The following is a 22524-nucleotide window of genomic DNA, read 5'->3' on the forward strand; positions in this document are numbered from 1 at the left end:
CTCCTTTGTTGCGCTCCGAAACCCGCGATCCGGGACTCCGGAGCCGGGGGTTCAATGCGTCCAGAGCGGTTTCTGGATCTTGGCGATGAAGGCGCGGTGGCGGGCAAGTTCTTCCTCGCTGGCCTCGTGCCGGCGGGCCGGACGCGGTTCGCGCCTGGGCCGCACGATCTGCGCCTGCGCCATCTCCGCTTCGTCTGATGCCGCCTCTGCTGCCAGTTCCAGGCCGATCTGGCGGCCGCCCGTCAGTTCGACATAGACCTGCGCCAGGAGTTCCGCATCCAGCAGCGCGCCATGTTTGACGCGGTGGCTGCGGTCGACGCCGAAGCGGGTGCACAGCGCATCAAGCGAAACCTTTGCGCCGGGAAACTTGCGCCGGGCCATTGTCACCGTGTCGACCATGCGGTCCATGCTGACGGGCGCCAGCCCGCATTGTTCCAGCTCGGCATTGAGGAAACCGAAATCGAACGAGGCGTTATGCGCGACCAGCGGCGCATCGCCGATGAATTCCAGAAGCTCTGCCGCGCCGTCGGCAAACAGGGGCTTGTCCGACAGGAACTGGATCGACAGGCCGTGAACCGCCTCCGCCTCTGCCGGCATGTCGCGTTCGGGGTTGTAATAGGCATGGAAACTGGCCCCGGTCTCGACCCGGTTGACCATCTCCACGCAGCCGATTTCAACCATCCGGTCCCCCTTCTTGGGGTCGAGGCCGGTGGTTTCCGTATCGAAGACAATTTCGCGCATGAGTCGTTTATCTATCGGCCCGGTCCGGCCATCTGGCAAGGGGCCGCGGCATGGCCGGCGTGGATCAGGCGGCGGACAGGGTTTCCAGCAGGGCCGCGACGTCGGCCCGCGTGGCGTCCAGCGACTGGCCGGTATCGATGACCGTATCGGCCCGCTCCCGCTTCTGTGCATCTGGAACCTGAAGGGCCAGGATCTTGGCGAACTTGTCTTCCGTCATGCCGGGGCGTGCCAGCACGCGCGACCGCTGCGCCTCGGCAGGCGCAGACACGACCACGACATGATCGACCGCTTCGAATCCGCCTTTCTCGAACAGCAGGGGGATGTCGAAGACCACCACTTTCGCATCGGCGTGATCTTCCATGAAATCGGCGCGGATTGCGGCCACCGCGGGATGGACCAGCAATTCGAGCTGGGCGAGTTTTTCCGCATCGCCGAACACCAGAGTGCCCAGTGCGTCGCGGTCGACCCCGCCGGGACCGGTCGTCCCGGGAAAGGCCGCTTCGATCGCCGGGAGAAGCGCGCCGCCCGGTCCCTGAAGGATGCGAACCTCTGCATCGGCGTCGAAGACAGGCGCACCCAGATCCTCGAACATGGCAGCGACGGTCGATTTGCCCATGCCGATCGATCCGGTCAGCCCGATGATGAGAGGACGATTCACGGGGCAAGCCTTTCACGTAAAGCAGCGTCCGCATCGCGCGGTGCGGGGACGCCGAAGAATTTCTCGAAGGCCGCGGCGGCCTGGCCGATCAGCATGGAGAGGCCGTCTATGGTCTCGAAACCGGCAGCTTCCGCCCCCCCAAGGAACGGTGTTTCGAGCGGATCGGTCACGATGTCGTAGGCAATGGAGCCGGGCGGGGCATGGCTCCAGTCGAAGGGCAGGGGGGGCTGACCCCGCATGCCCAGCGGGGAGGCGTTGACGACGAGATCGCAGCACCCCTCCCGGTCGTCGAAGGCGAAATCGGTCGGCTCGGCGAAATGGGAAAGCGGCGGGGCGTGGTGATCGCCTTCACCTTCACCTTCACCGGCGAGCTCAAGCAGGATGGCCTTCGCCTTGTCCGGATTGCGACCGGCCAGGACAATCGTGAAACCTTCCGCCGCGAGCGCTGTGACGATGGCCCGCGCCGCACCGCCCGTCCCCAGCACCCGAGCCATGCGGAAATAGTGGCGCTCTGCCAGAAGCGGCCGCAGAGGTTCGAGGAAACCGGCGACATCGGTGTTCCAGCCGACCAGTTCTCCGTCCCGCGCACGCGTCACGGTATTCACGGCCCCGACCTTCCTCGCCAGCGGCTCCAGCCGTCCGAGCAAGGGGATGATCGCCTGCTTGTGCGGCATGGTCACATTGCAGCCCAGCCAAGCCGGATCGCTGCGGCGGCTGGCGAGATAGCTTTCCAGCGCATCCGGCGCGACCCGGTGCGACCGGTAATCGGCATCGATCCCGGCCTGTTCCAGCCAGAAGCCGTGAATTATTGGAGATTTCGACTGCGCGATGGGGTCGCCGATGACTTCGGCATAGGGCCTGCTCATTCCGCAATCATCCCGCGTTCGCGCAGCGCGCCCAGTACGGGGAGAAGCGGCATGCCCAACACGGTGAAATGGTCACCGATGATCCGCTCGAACAGGTGCACGCCCATCGCCTCTAACCGGAAAGCGCCTGCGCAGTGCCCGATTTCCGGCCATTCGGCGCCGAGATAGCCTTCGATGAAGTGATCCGACAGCTCCCGCACATGGAGCGTGGCAAGGCTGGGCACGATCCAGTCGATCGCGCCATTCCGGGCGAGGGCCGCTGCGCTGTGCAGATGCATCGGCTTGCCGGAAAAGAAGCGCAAATGGTCCGCCGCCTGTTCGCGGGTCTGCGGCTTGTCGAAGCGCTGTCCGCCGACTTCGACCAGGGAATCGCTGCCCAGCACCCAGGGGGAAGGTTCCTCGGCGGACACCGCCGCAGCCTTCGCGGCGGCCAGCGCCTGCACGATTTCGGCGGGGTCCGCGCCGTCCATTGCGCGCTCCAGCGCCCGCTCGTCGATATCGGCCGGGCGCGAGCGATATTTTATCCCGGCACCATCCAGCATGGCGCGGCGCGAGGCGCTCTTCGAGGCGAGGATCAGGTCCTGTGCGGCGGCTATCGGCATCAGATCGGTTTCTCGTCCGGCTTCACGCGTTTCGTGCGCTCGTTATGGATGCGAATGATGGCCGCGGCCGTTTCCTCGATCGAACGGCGGGTCACGTCGATGACCGGCCAGTTGTTGTCGGAGAAAAGCCGGCGGGCGAACTGCACTTCCTTTTTCACGCGCTCGTTGTCGATATAGGCGGTTTCTTCCCGCTCGTTCAGGGTCAGCAGGCGGTTGCGGCGGATCTGCACCAGCCGTTCGGGCGCGGTCGTCAGGCCGACCACGGTGGGATGTTTCAGGCCATAGAGCGCCGGGGGCGGGGGGCTTTCCACCACCAGCGGGATATTGGCGACCTTGAAGCCGCGATTGGCGAGATAGATGCTGGTCGGCGTTTTGGAGCTACGCGACACGCCTGCCAGCAGGATGTCCGCCTGCTCCCAGTTCTCGTGACCGACCCCGTCGTCATGCGCGATGGTGAACTGGATTGCCTCCACCCGGTCGAAATAGGCTTCGTCCATCCGGTGCTGTCGGCCGGGACGGCCATGCGCCTCCTGCCCCAGCTGCGCTTCCAGCGCCACAGTGACGGAATCGAGCGCATCGACCGCGGGGAGCGACATCTGCCGGCACTTTTCCTCCAGCGCCTTTCGCGTCTGCGCGTTGACCAGCGTATAGAGGACAAGGCCCGGGCTGGCTGCCAGTTCGGGCGCGATCCGGTCGAGATGCGCCTGGCTGCGCACCATGGGCCAGAAATGGCGCACGACATCGGCATTCTCGAACTGGGCGAGGGCGGCCTTGGCGATCATTTCCAGCGTTTCACCGGTGGAATCCGACAACAGGTGGACATGGATACGGGGCAGGGCACGGGCTCCGGTTGGCGGGCGGCTGCGGCCCTGTGGAGAAACACCGGCATAAACCACGGGAGGAAATCGCGGACAAGGCGGGGATGGAATTCTGCCGCCATTGCGAGTCCTTTCCTGCAACCGGTTCTGGACAGGATCGCTGCCTTTCCCACAGTCTGGGGACAACGGGGACAGCTTTCCTTTGACTCAGTTCGCATCACGAGTCGGTCATGGCAGGCAGGACTGGAATCCGGTCGACAAATCGGGCAGTGCGCCGCCATCCCCGTTTTCCACAGGGCCAACAGACTCCAACAGACTCTATAAATATATTGAATTGATTGGATACCAGACCCGATGCCCGGCCTTTTGATCGACACGTTGCGCGGCAAGCGCGGTGAGCAGGTGCCCCTTTGGCTCATGCGGCAGGCAGGACGGTATCTTCCCGAATACCGTGCCCTGCGTAAGGAAAAGGGCGGGTTCCTGGACCTGGTCTATGACAGCGAGGCAGCGTGCGAAGTCACGCTCCAGCCGCTGCGCCGGTTCGGGTTCGACGGGGCGATCCTGTTTTCCGATATCCTGATCGTACCCCACGCGCTGGGGCAGAATCTCGAATTCCTGGCAGGGGAGGGACCGAAACTCTCACCCAAGCTGGTCGATCATGCGCTGGAGAGCCTGCAAGGGGTGCCTGAGCGCTTCGACCCGGTTTACCGGACCGTGGGGCTGGTCAGTGCTGCCCTGGGCCCTGAGACGGGCAATTCGGCGACTATGCTGGGTTTTGTCGGCAGCCCCTGGACCGTTGCGACCTACATGGTTGCAGGCGAGGGCAGCCGCGACCAGCATGCAGCGCGCGAAATGGCGTACCGCGATCCGGCAGTGCTGGGGGCAATCGTCGATGCCATCGTGGGAAGCTCCATCACCTACCTCTCCGGACAGATCGAGGCCGGGGCGGAGGCGGTGCAATTGTTCGACAGCTGGGCGGGCAGCCTCGCCCCCGACCAGTTCGAGCGCTGGGTCATCGCTCCCAACGCCCGCATCGTGTCTGCACTGAAGGATCGTCATCCGGATACCCCGATCATCGGTTTTCCGAAGGGTTCGGGCGAGAAGCTTCCCGCCTATGTCCGCGAAACCGGGGTCGATGCCATCGGCCTCGATGAGACGGTCGATCCGGCCTGGGCTCACTCGGTGCTGCCGGCAGGCATGCCGGTGCAGGGCAATCTCGATCCGCTGATCCTGATGAGCTCGCCCGAAGAAATCGCCGCGCGGGCCACCACCATCCTGGAAACCTTTCGCGATCGTCCCCATGTCTTCAATCTGGGCCACGGCATCGGACAGTTCACGCCCATTGCCAATGTCGAGGCGCTGGTCGCCGCGGTTCGCGGCTGGCAGGGGTGACGGAAGGGCTTCGAACGCCTAGATCGGGACCATGCAGGACATTCTCGCAACGCTGTATTTCTGGCTGAAGGCCGGGCACATCATCTTCGTCATCTTCTGGATGGCGGGCCTGTTCATCCTGCCGCGCCAGATGCTTTACATGTACCCGAGCGCGCCGGGTTCGGACGAAGAAGCCCTGTGGGCGCAGCGCACGCGCACCCTTTCCAGAGTTATCCTGATCCCCAGCATCATCGTGGTCTGGGCGCTGGGCCTGCTGCTGATGACCACGATCGGCGCGCACACGCAGGGCTGGTTCCATGCAAAGCTGCTGCTGGTGCTGGTCCTGTCGGGCTATCACGGGTTCATGAGTGCCAAGGCAAAGGCCATGGCGCGGGGCGAGAGGCCGCTGAGCGAGAAAGCCCTGCGTTTGTGGGGCGAGCTGCCTGCCATCATCACGATCCTGGTGGTCGTGCTGGTCATCGTGAAGCCGTTCTGACCCAATGACCGCAGGCGGCGTGCGAGGTGCCTGCGGCACGCAATCTCTCGATTGACGCGCCGACGACGCGCGCCTAATCGCAACACATCAACCGGCATACGGTAACCGCGGCTTCCTGGCCCGGGACCGCTTCCCGCTTTCTCCAAGCCCGATGGAAGTGCCGGCGTTACCCCCAGATGGAATACCACACATGCATCTCAAGGATTTGAAACTCAAAGCGCCGGCCGATCTCGTCCAGATGGCCGAGGAACTCGGTGTCGAGGCCGCCGGCACGATGCGGCGGCAGGACCTGATGTTCTGCATCCTGCGCGAACTCGCGGAAGACGAGGAATACGACGAGAAGATCATGGGCATCGGCACCATCGAGGTGCTGCAGGACGGCTTCGGTTTCCTGCGCAGCCCCGAGGCGAATTATCTCGCCGGTCCGGACGACATCTACGTCTCGCCCAATCAGGTCCGCAAGATGGGCCTGCGCACCGGCGACACGGTCGAAGGCGAAATCCGCGCGCCGAAGGAAGGCGAACGCTATTTCGCGCTGACGAAGCTGACTTCGGTCAATTTCGAGGATCCGGACCAGGTTCGCCTGCGGACCAATTTCGACAACCTGACCCCGCTCTACCCTGAGCAGAAGCTGTCGCTCGACACGCTCGATCCCACGGTCGCGGACAAGAGCGCGCGGGTCATCGATATCATCTCGCCGCAGGGCAAGGGCCAGCGCGCGCTGATCGTCGCTCCGCCGCGCACCGGTAAGACCGTGCTGCTGCAGAACATTGCGAAGGCGATCACCGACAACCACCCCGAGGTGTTCCTGCTCGTCCTGCTGGTCGACGAACGCCCCGAAGAAGTCACAGACATGCAGCGCAGCGTGAACGGCGAGGTCATTTCCTCGACCTTCGACGAACCTGCCACGCGCCACGTGCAGGTTGCCGAAATGGTGATCGAGAAGGCGAAACGCCTGGTCGAGCACAAGCGCGACGTCGTGATCCTCCTCGATTCCATCACGCGTCTCGGCCGCGCCTACAACACCGTCGTGCCCAGCTCCGGCAAGGTGCTGACGGGCGGTGTCGATGCCAACGCCCTGCAACGCCCCAAGCGTTTCTTCGGCGCGGCGCGCAACATCGAGGAGGGCGGTTCGCTGTCCATCATCGCCACCGCGCTGATTGATACCGGCAGCCGCATGGACGAGGTCATCTTCGAAGAGTTCAAGGGGACGGGCAACAGCGAAATCGTGCTCGACCGCAAGGTTGCCGACAAGCGTATCTTCCCGGCTCTCGACGTCGGCAAGTCCGGTACCCGCAAGGAAGAACTGCTGGTCGAGAAGGACAAGCTGTCCAAGATGTGGGTCCTGCGCCGTATCCTGATGCAGATGGGCACGGTCGACGCGATGGAATTCCTCCTCGACAAGATGAAGGATTCCAAGACCAACGAAGACTTCTTCGACACGATGAACCAGTAATCCGGGTTCCCCGCCGAGGGGTTTTGCGAAGGAATAGCAGGGACTTATGGAACGTCTCGTCTATGTCAGCGAAGCATCGGACAATACGGGTACGCAGGATGTGTTCGCCATTGTCGAGGCATCGGCGCGAAACAATGCAACGCTCGACCTGACCGGCTTCCTCCTGTTCGAGGACAATCGGTTTCTCCAGCTTCTCGAAGGTCCTTCGGGCAATATCGATATGATAATGGCGCGGATTAAGGACGATCCGCGCCATCATTCGCTGCACATTGCGGAGCGCCGCGACGCGGTCGAGCGATGGTTTCCCAACTGGAAGATGAAGCAGCTGATTTCCTTCAATTCTCCGCCTGCAATGGAAGAATTGCGGGTAATCCTGAAATCGAAGGAAGGCGGAGAGCGGGTTCAGGCGATACTCGACGATTTCCTGAAGGTCCGACCTGCCAATTAAGGCGCGCGGTCGGCCTGAAGCTGCGCCGCCATTTTCTCCCAGACCTTGTTTACCGCCTTCAACGGGCGGATCATGACCTTGAAATCCGCGATCTTCCCGTCGTCGTCGAAGCGGATCAGATCGATGCCGTTTATGTGGATGTCGTCCATCGTGCAGGCGAATTCGAGCATCACGTCCTGTCCGTCGACCAGTTCGCGCTCATATCGGAAATCATTGGCGCCCAGCGTCGCCGCAGCCGCCGAGAGATAGGCAACCACCAGCTCGCGCCCCTCCTGGGGGGTGTGGACCACGGGTGAGTGAAACACGGCATCTTCGTGCACGAGGCGGGCGAGGCGCTCGGGATCGGGCGAGGTCGCCAGCTGATGCCATTCTGCTAGACCCTGCTGGGTGGTGTTCATGAAGCTCTCCGGAAACTGTCGGCGCGTGCGGCGCGCCAGTGATGGCCGATCGGGGTCGCATCGGGATCATCGACCAATGCACCGGGTTCGATAAAGGAATAGATGCGGTCGATCGCATCGGACCGCGCACCGTTGACGCGTTCCCGCATATCGCGCGGGGCGATGTCCCACGGGCTCTGCAGCCCCATGGCCACCGTTATTTCCCGCAGCGAATGCAGGGTCTGGCGCTGGAAACGGGCAACGCGCGGGGCCTTGTCCTCCACCACCAGACCGCGCTGGCGCCAGGCCACCTGGGTCGCAACGCCGGTCGGGCAGTGCCCCGTATGGCATTCCATCGACTGCACGCATCCCAGCGAGAACATGAAGGGGCGTGCCGCATTGCACCAGTCGGCCCCGATGGCGAAGGATTTGGCCATCTGCGCACCCGAATGGATTTTCCCGGCCGCGGCGATCTTCACGCGGTCCTTGAAGCCCGTGCCGACCAGCATGTTGCGGATCCAGATCTGCCCTTCGCGCAGCGGCATACCGACGCTGTTCGACAGTTCGAGCGGGGCAGCGCCAGTCCCGCCCTCCGCGCCGTCGACCGTGATGAAATCGGGGTGCAGGCCCGTTTCCAGCATGGCCTTGCCGATAGCCATGATCTCGTGGGGCTGGCCCACGCACAGCTTGATACCGACCGGTTTGCCGCCGGACATGTCCCGCAACTGCGTCAACCATTCCAGCATCTCGATCGGTGTCGAGAATGCCGAATGCGCTGCGGGAGATGTAACGGTTTCGCCCACGGGCACGCCGCGCGCCTCGGCGATTTCCTGCGTCACCTTCTCACCCGGCAGAACGCCGCCATGGCCCGGCTTGGCGCCCTGGCTCAGCTTGACCTCGATCATCTTGACCTGGTCCGGCGCGGAATTGTCCTTGAACTGTTCGGGATCGAAGCTGCCATCCTTCGCCCGCGCGCCGAAATAGCCGCTCCCCAGCTCCCATATCAGATCGGCGCCCGGCCCCCGGTGATAGCGGCTGATACTGCCTTCACCGGTATTGTGGGCGAAGTCGCCGATCTTCGCGCCGGCATTGAGCGCCTCGATCGCCCGGGCAGAAAGGGAGCCGAAGCTCATGGCGGAAATATTGAGGAGGGAGGACGAGTAGGGCTGCTTGCAGGTCCCTGCGCCCACATCGACCCGCCACTGGTCGGGCACGCTATCGTCGGGGGCGATGGAATGGCTCATCCATTCGTACTCGTCCGAATAGACGGCGAGTTCCGTGCCCATGGGGTGGGCATCGAGATCGCCCTTCGCCCGCGCATAGACGAGGGCGCGGGCCTGATGGCTGAACGGTCGCCCGTCGAGATCCCCTTCGACAAGGTAGGACTGCGCGAAAGGGCGCAGGTCTTCCATCATCCAGCGGATCCGCGCAATGAGTGGGTAATTCCGTCTAAGGGTATGATTGGACTGGAGAAAATCCCAAACGGCGATGAAGGCTGCTGGCGCTGTCAGCAAAAGCGCCCACGGCAGAACCCATGCGCTGAGCCCTGCCAGCACAAGCGCGAAAAGGGGGATCAGGTAACGCCACGCAACCATGCCTTCTCCCCCCTTGCGCCAGCTTAGCCGAGATGTTCGGAAAAGAATGCGTCCGTCCGGCTGTCCGCCAGCGTCGCGCCTTCTTCGTCCCGGCGTTCACCGAATTGCGTGGCGAAGCCGTGGTCCAGTCCTTCGTAGTCGTGAAGCGTAACTTTCGGATGGTCATCCAGCCCGTCATGCATTGCCTTCTGCGCTTCCTTGTCGACGAATCCGTCTTCGGTGGGGATGTGCAGCATGAGCGGATTAGCGATGGCCTTTGCCTCGTCCAGCATGTCGGGAACGCCGACGGCGTAGTAACCCACCGTCGCATCGCTGTCGGTCCGGGCGGCGGTCATGTAAGCCAGCTTCCCGCCGAGGCAGTAGCCGACCGCGCCGACTTTCTTGCCGCCGGTTTCATCGCGTGCCCACTTGATCGCAGCCTCGATATCACGAACGCCTTCGTCGGCGTCGAACTTGCCCATCAGGTCCAGCGCGCGCTGAAACTCGGGTTCGATATCGGGATCGAGTTCGATACCGCGCTCCAGCTGCCAGAAGAGGTCGGGCGCCACCGCGAGATACCCCTGTTCCGCCAGCAGGTCGCACTTGCGCCTGATGCCGGCATTCACGCCGAAGATTTCCTGGATGACGACAATCGCCGCTTTCGGCTCTCCCGCCGGGCGGGCACAATATCCTGCAAACTCGTTGTCGCCGGAAAGGGTGGAGATGGTTACATTGGCCGTCATTGTCGTGGCTCCTCTTGCCTTCGGGTGCGGTATCGCTTGCTAAAGCGCCGCCGCCAACCCAATTATCTGTCAACAGCATAAAAACGGAGGAAACGCCATGAAGGTCCATGTGGAAATCGATTGCACGCCGGAAGAGGCGCGGACCTTCATGGGTCTGCCCGATGTGAGCAAGGCGAACAGCGTCTATGTCGATACCATGGCCAAGGCGATGAAGGGTGTCACCAACCCCGACCAGCTGCAGGACATTGCGAAAACGATGGCGCCCATGGGGCAGATGGGGCTGAAAATGTTCCAGAATTTCGTCGAAGGCAGCATGGCTGCGCGAGATGTGTCCGCGCCCAAGGGTGAAAAGAAGGGCGACTGACGCTCACTCCGTTCAGGCGGCAAGTCTTCGATGGACACGATCTTTGCCTTGTCGAGCGGAGCGCCGCCGGCCGCCATCGGGGTTATCCGCATTTCCGGACCCAAGGCCGGCAACGCGCTGCAAAGCCTGGCCGGGCGTCTGCCACCTGCTCGCCGTACCAGTCTAGCCAAGCTGCACGATGCCTTCGGGGACCTGCTCGACGAAGCGCTGATCCTCTGGTTCCCGGGCCCGGCCACGGCAACGGGGGAGGACTGCGCGGAGATTCACTGCCACGGGGGCAGGGCGGTCATCGCCGCCATCGGCCGTGCATTGACCGCCATACCGGGCCTTCGCGCCGCCGAGGCAGGCGAGTTCACACGGCGCGCCTTTGCCAATGGCCGCCTGGACCTCGCGGAAGCGGAAGGTCTTGCCGATCTTCTCTCGGCCGAAACGGAATTGCAGCGCGCTGTCGCGGTCAGCGCGGCAGAAGGTGGGCTTTCCCGGCAATTCGGCGATTGGCGGGAACGGCTACTTATCCTTTCTGCGCAGATCGAAAGTGCTCTCGATTTCTCCGACGAGGACGATGTTCCAGACCTGCCGGAGAGTTTTCTGCCTGCCTATCGGCTGCTTGCTCAGGAATTGGACGAGGTGCTGGATAGACCGGGCCTGGAGCGGCTGAAGGACGGCATTCGCGTGGTACTGGCCGGGCCGCCCAATGCCGGAAAATCGACCCTGTTCAACGCGATACTGCAATCGGAGGCGGCCATTGTCTCTCCCATGGCAGGAACCACGCGCGACGTCATCGAGCGTCCGGTCGCGATCGCGGGTATTCCCTTCGTGTTTATCGACACAGCGGGCCTGCGCGACCACACGGCCGATGCCATCGAACAGATCGGCATGGACCGCGCGGCAGATGAAGTTACGCGCGCGGACATCGTCCTTTGGCTGGGGCAGCAGGGCGACGGACCGGAAGGGGCATGGGAAATCGAGACCCGGTCCGAAGAGAGCAAGGCCATGAAGGACGCGCCGCGCCACCGCGTGTCCGGCAAGACGGGCGAGGGGCTGGAAAGTCTTACCGAGGACCTTGCTCGAGCCGCTTCTTCGATATTGCCCAAACCCGGGGCCGGAACGATCAACCAGCGGCAGAGAGAGCTTCTTGCAATCGCCCGCAGCGCGCTGGGCGATGCTCCTCATCCCGATCTGCTCCTGGCATCCGAACAATTGCGCCAGGCGCGAAGCGCGTTCGATCGCATCCTCGGTAATGCAGCGACCGAGGACGTGCTTGATACGCTTTTCGGACGGTTCTGCATCGGCAAATAGATGTTTCACGTGAAACACGGGTGCCGAAAGGCGTATTTGTCACTATAACAGTCGTATGAGCGAAAACTACGATATCGTCGTCGTTGGTGGGGGCCACGCAGGGGTCGAGGCAGCCTGTGCAGCGGCCCGAACGGGTGTGCGCACGGCGCTGATCACCTTCGACGCCTCCACCGTGGGCGCGATGAGCTGCAATCCCGCCATCGGTGGCCTCGGCAAGGGGCATCTTGTTCGCGAAGTGGATGCTTTCGACGGTGTGATTGCGCGGGCTGCCGATGCAGCTGCGATTCATTACCGGATGCTCAACCGGTCCAAGGGTAGCGCCGTATGGGGTCCGCGCGTCCAGGCCGACAGGACCCTGTTCCGCCGGGCGGTCCAGGACATCGCGGCCCGGCAGGACAACCTGACCATCGTCGAGGGTGAAGTATCCGCGTTGCAGTTGAAGGGCGAACGCATCTCTGGCGTTATCCTCGGGGATGGCGCCCGGATCGATGCGCCTGCGGTAATTCTCTGCACCGGCACCTTCCTTGGCGGAAAGCTGTTCCGCGGCGAAGAGATCCTGACAGGTGGACGGATCGGAGAAGCGTCGGCGACTCGCCTCGCGCAGCAGGTCCGCGACTTCGGTTTGCCGATGGCAAGGCTGAAAACCGGAACGCCGCCACGGCTCGACGGGCGGACTATCGATTGGGCGAGCCTCCCCGAACAGCCGTCGGACGGGGAAGGGTGGACCCTCTCCGATCTCTCGGAGAAACGCGTAAACCCCGAGGTCTTCTGCGCGATCACGCGTACGAATGCGCGGAGCCATGATATCATCCGGCAAAACCTTGACCGATCGCCCCTGTTTTCCGGTGCCATCGACGCACAGGGCCCGCGCTATTGCCCCTCTATCGAGGACAAGATCCACCGGTTCGCAGATCGGGACGGTCACCAGGTCTTCCTGGAGCCGGAAGGGCTGAATACCCCGATGGTTTATCCGAACGGGATAAGCACTTCGCTCCCGGTCGATGTGCAACTCGATATGCTGCGCAGCATGGACGGGCTGGCCAATGTGACCATGGCCGTGCCGGGATATGCGGTCGAGTATGATTATATCGATCCCCGGGCTTTGACGCGGGGTCTGATGGTGCAGAAGGTTCCGGGTCTTTACTGTGCTGGACAGATCAACGGCACGACCGGATACGAGGAGGCCGCGGCACAGGGGCTGGTTGCGGGACTTTCCGCAGCTTCTGCCATTCGCGGATCGGAAGCGCCTCGGCTCGACCGGTCGAACAGCTACATCGCGGTGATGGTCGACGACCTGACCCTTCACGGCGTGAGCGAGCCCTACCGGATGCTGACCTCCCGCGCGGAATACCGTCTTCGCCTCAGGGCAAACAATTCGGCCACCCGGTTGACGCCCGTGGCGCTTGATGCGGGGTGCGTCGGCGCGGAACGGCGCGAATGGTTCACGAAGCGCCAAGGGGAGCGGGCGAAGGTCGATGCCGTACTCGACCGGAATTTTTCATCCCGCGAGCTCGTGAACGCCGCCGCCGACATCCGGGATGACGGAACGAAGAAAACGGGTAAGGAATGGCTTCGGTTTCCTTCCGTCGGTCTGCAGCACGTTTCACGTGGAACATTCGATCTCTCGGATATCGATGCCGAACTTGCGCAGGAGATCGTCGAGGATGCTGCTTACGCCCCCTATCTCGAGCGACAGGATGCGGAACTGCGGGACCTTCGGGCGAGCGAAGCCGTCCCGCTGCCACCCGATTTCGCTTATCGCGACGTGCCCGGCCTTTCGAACGAGATGGTCGAGAAGCTGACGCAGGCCCGCCCGGATACCTTGTCGGCAGCGAGCCGGGTTCGGGGCGTAACGCCTGCTGCCCTGGCGGTTCTGATGGTGCATGCCAAGCGCCTGGCAAAGGAAGCAGCGTGACCGAGGAAGAGGCACGGGCCTTCGTCCTCTCGCGAATGCCATCGTCCCGTTTCGCAATGCTGGATACCCTTATTGCCTTGCTTCGAAAAGAGAACGAACTTCAGAACCTCGTGTCGCGTCCATCCATGGACGAGGTCTGGTCTCGCCATATTGCCGACAGTGCGCAGTTGGTCGATCACGTTTCACGTGAAACGGGCAACTGGATGGATCTGGGGGCGGGAGCCGGATTCCCCGGTCTCGTTCTCGCCATCATGCGTCCTGATGCGATGCTCCGTCTTGTGGAATCTCGCAAGCGTCGCGTCGCTTGGCTGAGGGACGCTGCGACTGATCTGGGGCTGACAAATTGCGTGGTTCACGGTTGCCGCCTGGAATCTCTTCCGCCGTTTCCGGCCGATGTGATTACCGCACGGGCATTCGCGCCACTGCCCAAGCTGCTCGACCTCGCAGGAATGTTTTCCACCGCGCGAACAGATTGGGTCTTGCCCAAAGGGCGGTCTGCAGCGCAAGAATTGCGGGACCTTCCCAAGAAGGCGCGAAGCATGTTTCACGTGGAACGCTCCGCTACCGATGATGAAGCAGCCATCCTCGTCGGGAAAGGAAGGGTGAAGGCGGGAGCACGCACATGATTACCATTGCTATTGCCAACCAGAAAGGCGGCGTCGGGAAAACCACGACTGCCATCAACATTGCCACGGCAATGGCGGCCACCGGCTGGCGGACCCTCCTGATCGATCTGGATCCGCAGGGGAATGCTTCCACGGGCATGGGTGTCGCTGGAGAAGACCGTGTTCACTCGAGCTACGAATTGCTCGTCGAACAGACGCCGCTTTCCGAGTGCATCCAGCCGAGCACCATTCCCGGACTGGACGTCGTCCCTGCAACCGTCGATCTGAGCGGGGCAGAGGTCGAACTCGTTTCGGTCACCGACAGGACGGACCGGCTCAGTGCGGCGCTGGCCGATCATGCGGATCATGACATCTGCTTTATCGACTGTCCGCCGTCGCTGGGTCTCCTGACCCTGAACGCCCTTGGCGCGGCGAATACGCTCCTGATTCCCCTGCAATGCGAGTTCTTCGCACTCGAGGGGCTCAGCCAGCTCTTGCAAACGGTGGAGCGGGTGCAGCAACGATTCAATCCCGATCTGGGAATCATCGGGGTCGCGCTGACCATGTTCGATCGCCGCAATCGCCTGACCGACCAGGTGGCGGACGACGTCCGGGAAGTCCTCGGGAAGCTCGTGTTCGAAACCGTCATACCGCGAAATGTCCGGCTGTCCGAAGCGCCGAGCCATGGCTTGCCGGCACTGGTCTACGACCACTCCTGCGCGGGCAGCAAGGCGTATATGGGCCTGGCGAGAGAGCTCATCGGGCGGCTCCCTGAAGAAAGGAAGGCAGCATGAGCAACTCGGACGATCCCATCTATCTGTCGCCCGTGCCGCGCAGTCCCGCTGATCGCAAGAAGAAGCTGGGCAAGGGACTTGGCGCGCTTCTTGGCGAGACGCGGCGGGAAGAACCGCTTGTCACCAGCGATCGCGAGCAGCAAGCTGTGGGGGAGGGCGATGTTCCACGTGAAACATCGCCGCGCGGGGGGCTGTCGTCCATTCCGGTCGCTTCCATCGAGCCGCTCCCGGGCCAGCCGCGAACGCATTTCGACGAGGAGGCCTTGGCCGAACTTGCTGCCTCGATCGCGCAGCGCGGGGTCATCCAGCCCATCATCGTTCGCCCGATTGCCGGTGGCCGGTACCAGCTAGTCGCGGGTGAGCGCCGCTGGCGTGCGACGCAAAAGGCCCGGCTGCATGAAATTCCCGCCATCGTCCGCGATCTCGACAAGCGGGAGATCATGGCCCTGGCCCTGATCGAGAACCTCCAGCGCGTCGACCTCAATCCGATCGAGGAAGCGCGCGCTTACAAGAAGCTCGCCGACGAAGAAGGGCTGAGCCAGAACGATATCGCGACCATGGTCGACAAGTCGCGCAGCCATGTGGCGAACCTCCAGCGCCTCCTGTCCCTGCCGGAAGACGTGATCGGTCTTGTCGAGGAAGCTAAGCTTTCCATGGGTCATGCGCGTGCGCTGATTGGCCATGACGATGCCGTGTCTCTGGCGGAGACGGCGGTCCGTAAATCGCTGTCCGTTCGAGAAGTGGAGCAATTGGCCAAGGGGGAGGGCGGGGCTCCCGCGAAACCCGGAAAGGCAAATGTGCCGTCGCGCGATCCCGTAAAGGATGCCGATATCGCCGCCGTCCAACGGCATCTGGAAGAGTTCCTCGGGCTCTCGGTACGTATCAAAACGGACACCGACCCCCGCACCGGCATGGTCACGATCCGATACAAAACGCTCGATCAGCTGGATCTGATTTGCCAGCGCCTGACGGGCGGGGACATCTAACCCACTGAAATTCCAGACAAGCCGCGTGAAATCGTTAACGCAAGACCGTTCACGCGTTAACCACGTCCGCACATAAAACCCTTACTCGGTAGTCCTACCTAGAGGCCACGGACGGAATGAGACCCGTCCGGCGGGGTCGGTCGCTGGTTGTCCCCGCACCGGGACAACTTGAAGACCAAATCAAAAAAGGGACTATCTCTCATGAAAACGTTTTTCCGCGGTGCGGCCAGCACTGCAATCGCCGCTGTCGCTTTCGCTGCCATGCCTGCCATGGCGCAGACCGCAGGCGATCCGAACGCAAACCAGGCCGACGCCGATGCGCGCGCCGAAATTCTTGCTGGCCTGACGCTCACCAACGTCGCTGGCACCTCGCTGGACTTCGGTTCGATCATCGTTCTGGGTGCCGGCACCGTGACCGTCCCGTCCGACGGTAGCGCAGCCACCTGCCCCGCCGCATCGTTCGTTTGCGCCGGTGCTACCGATGTCGCCGAATTCGAAGTGACCGGTTCGGACGGCAAGGCTGTCAGCATCGCGCTGCCCGACGCCGCTGCCACGGTTGGCGAACTGGAATATGATGACGGTGTGAACCCCGTCCACACGATCGACATCACCGAATTCGAAACCAATGCGAAGCTCGATTCGGCGACGCCGGTCCTCGACCCGGTCAGCGGCCTCCCGGCTGTCGACCCGATCTCCGGCGATCCGCTGTTCGTTCAGTATGACGGCGTCCTGCTTACCGGCGGTACGGCCACCTTCCCGGTCGGCGGTTCGATCGCTCTGGCAGCTGGTCAGGAGCCGGGCCTTTACGAGCACACCTTCACTGTTGAAGTGAACTACAACTAATCGATCTCTGATCGAATTCGGGGGCCGTGCGCTGGAAAGCGCGCGGCCTCTTTGCGTTGGTCATCCGGAAATTCCGTACATTCATAGCATGTTGCGGAACCGCACCGCCGCCTCTTAGCGGGCTGTTAACCCTCTTCACATAGATTTTGGATCGAACCAGCCGGCGCCGCGGGGGCGCTGGCGCAAGGAGACCTCATCCGATGCTGAAGCATATCGCCCGTCACGCAACCCGGCTCGCCACTGCGACTTTGCTTGCAGGAGCCGTGATGGTCCCGTCGGCCGCGCAGGCGCAGGGAGATCTGCTGGTCGCCCCGACACGCGTGATCCTGGACGGTCGCCGCGGTGCGCAGGTCGTCCTGAGCAATATCGGCAGCGAAGAAGCGACGTACCGAATCGGTCTCGTTCTCCGGCGCATGGGGCCCGATGGGAACCTGGTCGAAGTTTCGAACGAGGAGGCCAATGCCTTGGAGCAAGCCGCCTTGTCGATGGTTCGCTACGCCCCCCGCCGCATCAAGTTGCCGCCCGGGCAGCCGCAGTCGGTACGCATTGCCGCGCGCCCGGCGACGGATCTCCCGGATGGCGAATATCGCGTGCATCTCTCGTTCAAGGCTATTCCGAAGCCGCGCCCTGCCGTGTCGGACGGCGCGCCGGCGGAGGGTCTGTCGGTCAAGCTGATCCCGATCTACGGCGTGACCATTCCGCTGATCGTGCGCCATGGCCAGGTCGAGGCGCAGGCCGCATTGCAGGATCTTCGCGTGCTGCAGACCGGCGATGGGCGCCCGGTCCTTACCTTCGCGATCGACCGGTCGGGCGATGCATCGACCTTCGGCGATCTGGTGGCCGTCCCGGCCCGGGGCGAGCCGATGTTCCTCGCCCGCGGGGTTGCCGTCTACACGGAACTCGATCGCCGCATGGTGACCGTCGTGCTCGACGAGGAACAGGCCGCAGCCCTGCGCGGCCCGGTTCGTCTCGAATATCGTGAACCGCCGGAGCGCGGTGGCGATGTGATCGCGTCGATCGAAGCGGATCTGGGCTGAGGAAGCTCCTGACGCGGGGCGGAGCCTTCGCAAGGTCTGAAATTCGATGTCGGTCCGCTCCTTCTTCCGGAAATCAGGCGCCGTCGCGGCTATCGCGGCGGCGCTTTCCGGCGTTCTGGCGTCACCGGCAACAGCGCAGGACGGGAACGGCGCTTTCGCGGTAAGCGAAGACGACTTCCTGATGTTGCAGATGCGGGTCGGCAGTTATGCGATGCCGCTGGATATCCGCGGATATCAATTCAATGACGGTGATCACGTCTGCCTGGATCTGGCCGACGTCATTCAGTCTCTCGATCTTCCCGTGCGACTCGACAAGAAGTCGCGCCGCGCAACCGGCTGGCTGTTCTCGGAAGACCAATCCTTCGCACTCGACCGCGAAGCCGGTACGGTACAAAACGTGAACAATGGTCCGGCGCCTGTGGCGGGTGACATCATCGACACGCCGGAGGGCTGGTGTGTCGAGGTGCAGGCCCTGTCGCGCTGGTTCGGCGTGACCTTCCGACCGGACATCTACAATTCCATCGTGTCGCTCCAAAGCGACCGGAAACTGCCGTTCCTGGAAGCGATCGAGCGCAGAAGTCGCGCGGCGCGACTTCGTCCGCGAAAGGCCAGCTTCGACCTGTCGGAATATCCCCGTGCCGATGCCGATTACCGTGTGTGGCGCACCCCTTCGGTCGACGTCGTGGCGCGTACCGACGTGCGTCACGCAAAGGGAGGGGGCACGAATGCCAATGGCCGCTACGAGCTGTTCGCCTCTGGAGAGGCGCTTGGCGCCAGTATCGAGGCGCGGGTAGCGTCGGACAACAATTTCGTGCCCAACACGGTCCGCGTTCGGGCCTTCCGGCAGGATCCGGACGCCGATCTTCTTGGACCGCTCAAGGCGACGCAGGTGATTGCCGGCGACGTGACGGGCGAGCAGGGTCGTCTGACGGCGTTCGGGGGGATCGGGCGGGGGCTGTATGTGTCCAACCAGCCCCTAGGGCGTTCCAACCTCTTCTCCACCACGGTACTGCGCGGGACGTTGCCGGTGGGCTGGGATGCCGAGCTCTACCGCAACGGGCAGCTGATCGCTTTCCAGGCAGAGGCGCGGGACGGGCGTTACCAATTCGAGGATGTGGAACTCTATTACGGACGTAACGAATTCGAGATCGTGCTCTACGGCCCACAAGGGCAGGAAAAGCGCGAGCGCATATCCCAGCCGGTCGGTTACAATACCATCGAACCGGGCAAGACCTATTACTGGGCCCACGCCTTGCAGGATAACAAGAGCCTGATCGAGATCGGCTCCGTTCCAGAAATCGCGGGACAGCAGCGCGGACCGTGGCGTCTTGGCGTCGGGTTCGAGCATGGCATCGACCAGCAGACCAGCGTTTCCGGCGGCTTCCACAGTGTATTCCTGCGAGGGCGGCGCAAAAACTTCGCCGAAGCGACCCTGACCCGCACCCAGGGGGCGTGGCAAGTGGAGGCGACGGGAGCAGCCGATGAAGACGGAGCATTTGCCACGCGGCTTGCTGCGGCCGGCCGGGTCGGGCGATTCAACCTGGGGACCGATGTCCTCTGGATAAACGGCGGATATGAAAGCGAGTTCGTGGCGCCGGGCACGGCTCACCAGGTCAGCCTGCGGGCCGACACCTCGCTGAGGCTTGGAAGGTTCACCCTGCCATTGCAGGCTTCGGTCGCCCGCACGACGTTGCGGGATGGGCGGTCTGCGACACAGTTCAGCGGGTCAACATCCTTTAATATCAGGGGCTTGAATGTAACCAGCCAGCTTGCGCACCGCGTGGTAGAGCAATCGCTGGAGGAGGGCATCGATACCGATACCGAATTGAAGGTCCTCGCCAATGCGCGCGTGTTCGGTCTGCGGGTACGCGGCACGGCGGAAATCGGCCTGGCGGGCGAAGATACGGGTCTGCGATCCGTTCGCCTTTCCACGCGCAGGCGCCTGACCGAGCGATCGGACCTGTCGGTCAATGCAGACTACCTGCCGCGTAGCGATACCGGTTTCTTCAACCTCGGCTACACGCATCTTTTCGACAAGTTCGCCCTGTCGGCCAATGCTTCCTACAGCACGGCGGGTACGATCGGTGCCGGCCTCTCGCTCGCCTTCTCGCTGGGCCCCGACCCGGCCAATGGCGGGGTACGTGTCACCAACGAGCGGATCGCCCGCCGCGGACAGGCCGTGGTGAAGGTGTTCCTCGACGAGAACGGTAATGGCATCCGGGACGGTGAGGAACCGCTGCTGCCGGATGTCGATGCCGCTGCAGGAATGCGTATCAGCCAGGTGTCGACCAACGAGGACGGGCGCACGGTGATCGACGGTCTTACGCCTTACAAGCCCGTCCTCGTCCGACTGGATGAAGGGTCGCTTGGCGATCCTTACCTGACGCCCGCCTCTACCGGAATGGTCATCGTCCCGCGACCGGGCGTACCGCTGGAAGTCGAATTGCCGGTCGGCCGGTCCGGAGAGGTCGAGGGGTTGCTGTTGTCGACCAGCGGTTACGAAATGCAGGGCGTACAACTGGAACTGGTCGATGCGCGCGGAGCGGTGATGGCAGAGACGATCAGCGAGTTTGACGGGTTCTTCCTGTTCGACGGCGTTCCCTACGGCACCTACCGGCTCCGCATCGCGCCGGGCATGGCCCGCCGCCTGGAGGTCAAGAGCGTACTGGAAACAGGCGTCACCGTCGGCAAGCCCGACGAGATCACGCGCCTCGGGACGATCAAACTGGAAGCGGGGCTGCCGACCACGATCGCCGGTGGCGAAATCGCGGAGGAGGCGGCATCCGGTTCCTGATCTGGAGACAGCGCCGGGGTCTTACTTGCCCTTGCGGTACTTCACCTGCCGGACCGGCTTCTGTTTGATGTACTGGACCGGGCGATGCACCGGCTGATGCTCGACCACGGTCTCATATTCGTACTGCTCCACAGGGACATCGACCCATTCTTCGGTCACGATTTCACGCACGACCGGCCGCTCGAGCTGGTGCGTGGTGACGTAGGCGATGCCCGGCATGTAGGTGTAGCCGTAGCCATATGCCTGGTGTCCGTAATACTGGCCATAGTTCGCCTGTCTGTATCCGCCGCGCTCCCAGTTTTCGAGATACGCCTTGCACTCGCGCAGATAGGGGTTCCCGCGTACGGCCGACCCGATCGCCGATCCGATAGCGGCACCGGCGATCCCGCCAAGGCCTGCGCCCAGCAGCGTTCCGCCCAGGCGTTCGCCGTCGGCCACGCGGTTACCGATGATGCCGCCGGCAATTGCGCCGAACAGGCCGCCGCCTGCAGCACCCCGTTCCTTGCGGGCACGCAGTTCGTCCTCGCACGCATCGAGCCATCCGGTACGGTCGAAAGCCATTTCGGACGGGAGGGGCGGGCCGCCATGGACCTGCTGCGCGGTATGATGCGGGGCGGCATGATGCTGGGCGGGATAGGTGTTTACGGGATAGGCCGGCGCGCGGTGAACAGACGCCTGCGGACCGGAATGATGCGCCACCGGGTAGTCAGGCGCAGCCGGATAGGCATGGCCCGGCTGGTGGATCACCTCGACCCCGGGCGCGCCGTGATAGCCGGTGGGCGCCTCGATCTCGACCTCGCGCTCGTAAACCTCGGTTACGGCTGGCGGTGCGACACGTGCCGGGACGGACTGGACGACCGGCTCGCTCGTGAAGATCGGCTGCACCTCGCCGGCGGGCAGGGGCTGTGCGAATTCGTAAGTGTCCTGCTCGTAGCTCATTTCCTGCGCGGCGAGGGCCGGCGTTGTGGCGGCAACGGCGACCATGGCGGTCGATGCGACGAAGCTGTGACGGATTTTCATGTTCCAGTTCCCTTGGACAGCGGCGATACTTCACCCCGATACCGGGGGCACGCCTGTCGTTAAGGGAAAATCTACCATCGTGTTCCCCGGAGTCAGGGGGATGCACGGCCCGTGTCCCGTTTCGGGGCGGAAACGGGGAGAAGACGTCAGGTCGTTTTTTGGGCGTCAGATATGCGGAGCGATCCGCTCGGCCAAAGCCTCCAGCCCGCGCGCATCGGCCTCTTCGAAGCGGGCATCCTCCGGACTGTCGCAATCGATTACCGCAATGACCTCGCCGTCACGAATAACGGGCACGACCACTTCCGAACGCGTTACGGCATCGCAGGCGATGTGTCCGGGAAAGGCATGGACATCGGGCACAAGCTGGGTCTCGCCCGTCGCGGCTGCCGCGCCGCATACGCCCTGGCCGACCGGAATCCGAATGCAGGCCGGCCTGCCCAGGAACGGCCCCAGTACGAGTTCGCCGTCGACCATGCGGTAGAAACCCGCCCAGTTCATGCGCGGAATGAACTCCCACAGCAGCGCAGCAAGGTTGGCCATGTTGGCGACCGCGTCGCTTTCCCCTTCGATCAGGGCAGTGGCCGCTTCGCCAAGCTGGCGATAGCGTTCTTCGGGGCTGGACTCCGTATCGGGTGTAAAATCGTACATGGTGCGTCCCCTAGCCCACACGCGCCGCGAATGGCGAGGACCATGTGCCCCATTGCGGGAAAGGGCGGC

23 protein-coding genes are annotated in these 22524 nt (G+C 63.3%); 13 read left to right on the forward strand and 10 right to left on the reverse strand.

Annotation, left to right across the window (positions count from 1 at the left end; translation table 11 throughout):
• Positions 1 to 51: 51 nt before the first annotated feature.
• The 5 genes from dnaQ to PF049_01900 form a co-directional block, all read right to left on the reverse strand.
• Positions 52 to 741, reverse strand: coding sequence for a DNA polymerase III subunit epsilon (gene dnaQ / locus PF049_01880; GenBank protein WBY16942.1), 690 nt, complete (start codon positions 739 to 741; stop codon positions 52 to 54).
• Positions 742 to 805: 64 nt separating this feature from the next.
• The gene (coaE, locus tag PF049_01885; protein ID WBY16943.1) at positions 806 to 1399 is read right to left on the reverse strand and encodes a dephospho-CoA kinase; all 594 of its coding nucleotides are present in this window, start codon (positions 1397 to 1399) and stop codon (positions 806 to 808) included.
• Complete coding sequence (locus tag PF049_01890; protein ID WBY16944.1) at positions 1396 to 2265, reverse strand: shikimate dehydrogenase; 870 nt, start codon at positions 2263 to 2265, stop codon at positions 1396 to 1398. Before PF049_01890 ends, coaE begins: the two co-directional genes overlap by 4 nt.
• Positions 2262 to 2867, reverse strand: coding sequence for a Maf family protein (locus PF049_01895; GenBank protein WBY16945.1), 606 nt, complete (start codon positions 2865 to 2867; stop codon positions 2262 to 2264). Before PF049_01895 ends, PF049_01890 begins: the two co-directional genes overlap by 4 nt.
• The gene (locus tag PF049_01900; GenBank protein WBY17953.1) at positions 2867 to 3703 is read right to left on the reverse strand and encodes a kinase/pyrophosphorylase; all 837 of its coding nucleotides are present in this window, start codon (positions 3701 to 3703) and stop codon (positions 2867 to 2869) included. Before PF049_01900 ends, PF049_01895 begins: the two co-directional genes overlap by 1 nt.
• A 336-nt stretch (positions 3704 to 4039) precedes the next feature.
• Between PF049_01900 and hemE the strand changes: the two genes are divergently transcribed.
• The 4 genes from hemE (at position 4040) to PF049_01920 (ending at position 7456) form a co-directional block, all read left to right on the forward strand.
• Entirely contained in the window at positions 4040 to 5077 is a 1038-nt protein-coding gene (gene hemE / locus PF049_01905; GenBank protein WBY16946.1) for a uroporphyrinogen decarboxylase, read from the forward strand.
• 31 nt (positions 5078 to 5108) lie between these two features.
• Positions 5109 to 5552: a CopD family protein gene (locus tag PF049_01910; protein WBY16947.1), complete on the forward strand. Its 444-nt coding sequence runs from the start codon at positions 5109 to 5111 to the stop codon at positions 5550 to 5552.
• Positions 5553 to 5742: 190 nt separating this feature from the next.
• Positions 5743 to 7008: a transcription termination factor Rho gene (gene rho / locus PF049_01915; GenBank protein WBY16948.1), complete on the forward strand. Its 1266-nt coding sequence runs from the start codon at positions 5743 to 5745 to the stop codon at positions 7006 to 7008.
• A 46-nt stretch (positions 7009 to 7054) separates the two neighbouring features.
• Positions 7055 to 7456: a BLUF domain-containing protein gene (locus PF049_01920; protein WBY16949.1), complete on the forward strand. Its 402-nt coding sequence runs from the start codon at positions 7055 to 7057 to the stop codon at positions 7454 to 7456.
• Here the strand turns inward: PF049_01920 and PF049_01925 are convergent.
• Genes PF049_01925 through PF049_01935 form a run of 3 tightly spaced genes read right to left on the reverse strand, consistent with a single transcriptional unit; the run spans position 7453 to position 10150 of the window.
• Positions 7453 to 7854 carry a nuclear transport factor 2 family protein gene (locus tag PF049_01925; GenBank protein ID WBY16950.1) on the reverse strand — a complete coding sequence of 134 codons (402 nt, stop codon included), beginning with the start codon at positions 7852 to 7854 and terminating at the stop codon, positions 7453 to 7455. The two genes, PF049_01920 and PF049_01925, sit on opposite strands and share 4 nt — an antisense overlap.
• A complete protein-coding gene (locus PF049_01930; protein WBY16951.1) occupies positions 7851 to 9428 on the reverse strand; it encodes an FMN-binding glutamate synthase family protein in 1578 nt (525 codons plus the stop codon). Before PF049_01930 ends, PF049_01925 begins: the two co-directional genes overlap by 4 nt.
• A 23-nt stretch (positions 9429 to 9451) precedes the next feature.
• Positions 9452 to 10150 carry a dienelactone hydrolase family protein gene (locus tag PF049_01935; protein ID WBY16952.1) on the reverse strand — a complete coding sequence of 233 codons (699 nt, stop codon included), beginning with the start codon at positions 10148 to 10150 and terminating at the stop codon, positions 9452 to 9454.
• A gap of 97 nt (positions 10151 to 10247) precedes the next feature.
• On the opposite strand from PF049_01935, the gene PF049_01940 reads away from it, so the two are divergent.
• The 9 genes from PF049_01940 to PF049_01980 all read left to right on the forward strand — a co-directional run bounded on the left by PF049_01940 (position 10248) and on the right by PF049_01980 (position 20787).
• Positions 10248 to 10514: a DUF6489 family protein gene (locus PF049_01940; protein WBY16953.1), complete on the forward strand. Its 267-nt coding sequence runs from the start codon at positions 10248 to 10250 to the stop codon at positions 10512 to 10514.
• Positions 10515 to 10544: 30 nt separating this feature from the next.
• Positions 10545 to 11813 (forward strand): tRNA uridine-5-carboxymethylaminomethyl(34) synthesis GTPase MnmE, encoded by a 1269-nt coding sequence (mnmE, locus tag PF049_01945; protein ID WBY16954.1) that lies wholly within the window; start codon positions 10545 to 10547, stop codon positions 11811 to 11813.
• A gap of 55 nt (positions 11814 to 11868) precedes the next feature.
• Positions 11869 to 13728: a tRNA uridine-5-carboxymethylaminomethyl(34) synthesis enzyme MnmG gene (gene mnmG / locus PF049_01950; protein ID WBY16955.1), complete on the forward strand. Its 1860-nt coding sequence runs from the start codon at positions 11869 to 11871 to the stop codon at positions 13726 to 13728.
• A 35-nt stretch (positions 13729 to 13763) separates the two neighbouring features.
• A complete protein-coding gene (rsmG, locus tag PF049_01955) occupies positions 13764 to 14354 on the forward strand; it encodes a 16S rRNA (guanine(527)-N(7))-methyltransferase RsmG (protein WBY17954.1) in 591 nt (196 codons plus the stop codon).
• Positions 14351 to 15127, forward strand: a complete 777-nt coding sequence (locus PF049_01960) for a ParA family protein (GenBank protein WBY16956.1) — start codon at positions 14351 to 14353, stop codon at positions 15125 to 15127. Before rsmG ends, PF049_01960 begins: the two co-directional genes overlap by 4 nt.
• On the forward strand, positions 15124 to 16113 hold the full coding sequence (locus PF049_01965; protein WBY16957.1) for a ParB/RepB/Spo0J family partition protein: 990 nt from the start codon (positions 15124 to 15126) through the stop codon (positions 16111 to 16113). Before PF049_01960 ends, PF049_01965 begins: the two co-directional genes overlap by 4 nt.
• A gap of 201 nt (positions 16114 to 16314) precedes the next feature.
• Positions 16315 to 16956 (forward strand): DUF4402 domain-containing protein, encoded by a 642-nt coding sequence (locus PF049_01970; GenBank protein WBY16958.1) that lies wholly within the window; start codon positions 16315 to 16317, stop codon positions 16954 to 16956.
• A gap of 200 nt (positions 16957 to 17156) precedes the next feature.
• On the forward strand, positions 17157 to 17993 hold the full coding sequence (locus PF049_01975) for a molecular chaperone (protein WBY16959.1): 837 nt from the start codon (positions 17157 to 17159) through the stop codon (positions 17991 to 17993).
• 46 nt (positions 17994 to 18039) lie between these two features.
• The gene (locus PF049_01980; GenBank protein WBY16960.1) at positions 18040 to 20787 is read left to right on the forward strand and encodes a carboxypeptidase regulatory-like domain-containing protein; all 2748 of its coding nucleotides are present in this window, start codon (positions 18040 to 18042) and stop codon (positions 20785 to 20787) included.
• Between the two features lie 21 nt (positions 20788 to 20808).
• Here the strand turns inward: PF049_01980 and PF049_01985 are convergent, their stop codons facing one another.
• On the reverse strand, positions 20809 to 21807 hold the full coding sequence (locus tag PF049_01985; protein ID WBY16961.1) for a hypothetical protein: 999 nt from the start codon (positions 21805 to 21807) through the stop codon (positions 20809 to 20811).
• A gap of 165 nt (positions 21808 to 21972) precedes the next feature.
• On the reverse strand, positions 21973 to 22455 hold the full coding sequence (locus tag PF049_01990; GenBank protein ID WBY16962.1) for a GAF domain-containing protein: 483 nt from the start codon (positions 22453 to 22455) through the stop codon (positions 21973 to 21975).
• Positions 22456 to 22524: the final 69 nt, after the last annotated feature.

The organism is Erythrobacteraceae bacterium WH01K (genome assembly GCA_027941995.1).
Lineage (GTDB): Bacteria > Pseudomonadota > Alphaproteobacteria > Sphingomonadales > Sphingomonadaceae > CAJXSN01.

Excerpts from the sequence above, each read along its gene's own strand:
- dnaQ (WBY16942.1), bottom strand. The coding sequence starts at position 741 with ATGCGCGAAATTGTCTTCGATACGGAAACCACCGGCCTCGACCCCAAG.
- PF049_01890 (WBY16944.1), bottom strand. The coding sequence starts at position 2,265 with ATGAGCAGGCCCTATGCCGAAGTCATCGGCGACCCCATCGCGCAGTCG.
- PF049_01895 (WBY16945.1), bottom strand. The coding sequence starts at position 2,867 with ATGCCGATAGCCGCCGCACAGGACCTGATCCTCGCCTCGAAGAGCGCC.
- hemE (WBY16946.1), top strand. The coding sequence starts at position 4,040 with ATGCCCGGCCTTTTGATCGACACGTTGCGCGGCAAGCGCGGTGAGCAG.
- PF049_01910 (WBY16947.1), top strand. The coding sequence starts at position 5,109 with ATGCAGGACATTCTCGCAACGCTGTATTTCTGGCTGAAGGCCGGGCAC.
- rho (WBY16948.1), top strand. The coding sequence starts at position 5,743 with ATGCATCTCAAGGATTTGAAACTCAAAGCGCCGGCCGATCTCGTCCAG.
- PF049_01920 (WBY16949.1), top strand. The coding sequence starts at position 7,055 with ATGGAACGTCTCGTCTATGTCAGCGAAGCATCGGACAATACGGGTACG.
- PF049_01925 (WBY16950.1), bottom strand. The coding sequence starts at position 7,854 with ATGAACACCACCCAGCAGGGTCTAGCAGAATGGCATCAGCTGGCGACC.
- PF049_01930 (WBY16951.1), bottom strand. The coding sequence starts at position 9,428 with ATGGTTGCGTGGCGTTACCTGATCCCCCTTTTCGCGCTTGTGCTGGCA.
- PF049_01935 (WBY16952.1), bottom strand. The coding sequence starts at position 10,150 with ATGACGGCCAATGTAACCATCTCCACCCTTTCCGGCGACAACGAGTTT.
- PF049_01940 (WBY16953.1), top strand. The coding sequence starts at position 10,248 with ATGAAGGTCCATGTGGAAATCGATTGCACGCCGGAAGAGGCGCGGACC.
- mnmE (WBY16954.1), top strand. The coding sequence starts at position 10,545 with ATGGACACGATCTTTGCCTTGTCGAGCGGAGCGCCGCCGGCCGCCATC.
- mnmG (WBY16955.1), top strand. The coding sequence starts at position 11,869 with ATGAGCGAAAACTACGATATCGTCGTCGTTGGTGGGGGCCACGCAGGG.
- rsmG (WBY17954.1), top strand. The coding sequence starts at position 13,764 with ATGCCATCGTCCCGTTTCGCAATGCTGGATACCCTTATTGCCTTGCTT.
- PF049_01960 (WBY16956.1), top strand. The coding sequence starts at position 14,351 with ATGATTACCATTGCTATTGCCAACCAGAAAGGCGGCGTCGGGAAAACC.
- PF049_01965 (WBY16957.1), top strand. The coding sequence starts at position 15,124 with ATGAGCAACTCGGACGATCCCATCTATCTGTCGCCCGTGCCGCGCAGT.
- PF049_01970 (WBY16958.1), top strand. The coding sequence starts at position 16,315 with ATGAAAACGTTTTTCCGCGGTGCGGCCAGCACTGCAATCGCCGCTGTC.
- PF049_01975 (WBY16959.1), top strand. The coding sequence starts at position 17,157 with ATGCTGAAGCATATCGCCCGTCACGCAACCCGGCTCGCCACTGCGACT.
- PF049_01980 (WBY16960.1), top strand. The coding sequence starts at position 18,040 with ATGTCGGTCCGCTCCTTCTTCCGGAAATCAGGCGCCGTCGCGGCTATC.
- PF049_01985 (WBY16961.1), bottom strand. The coding sequence starts at position 21,807 with ATGAAAATCCGTCACAGCTTCGTCGCATCGACCGCCATGGTCGCCGTT.
- PF049_01990 (WBY16962.1), bottom strand. The coding sequence starts at position 22,455 with ATGTACGATTTTACACCCGATACGGAGTCCAGCCCCGAAGAACGCTAT.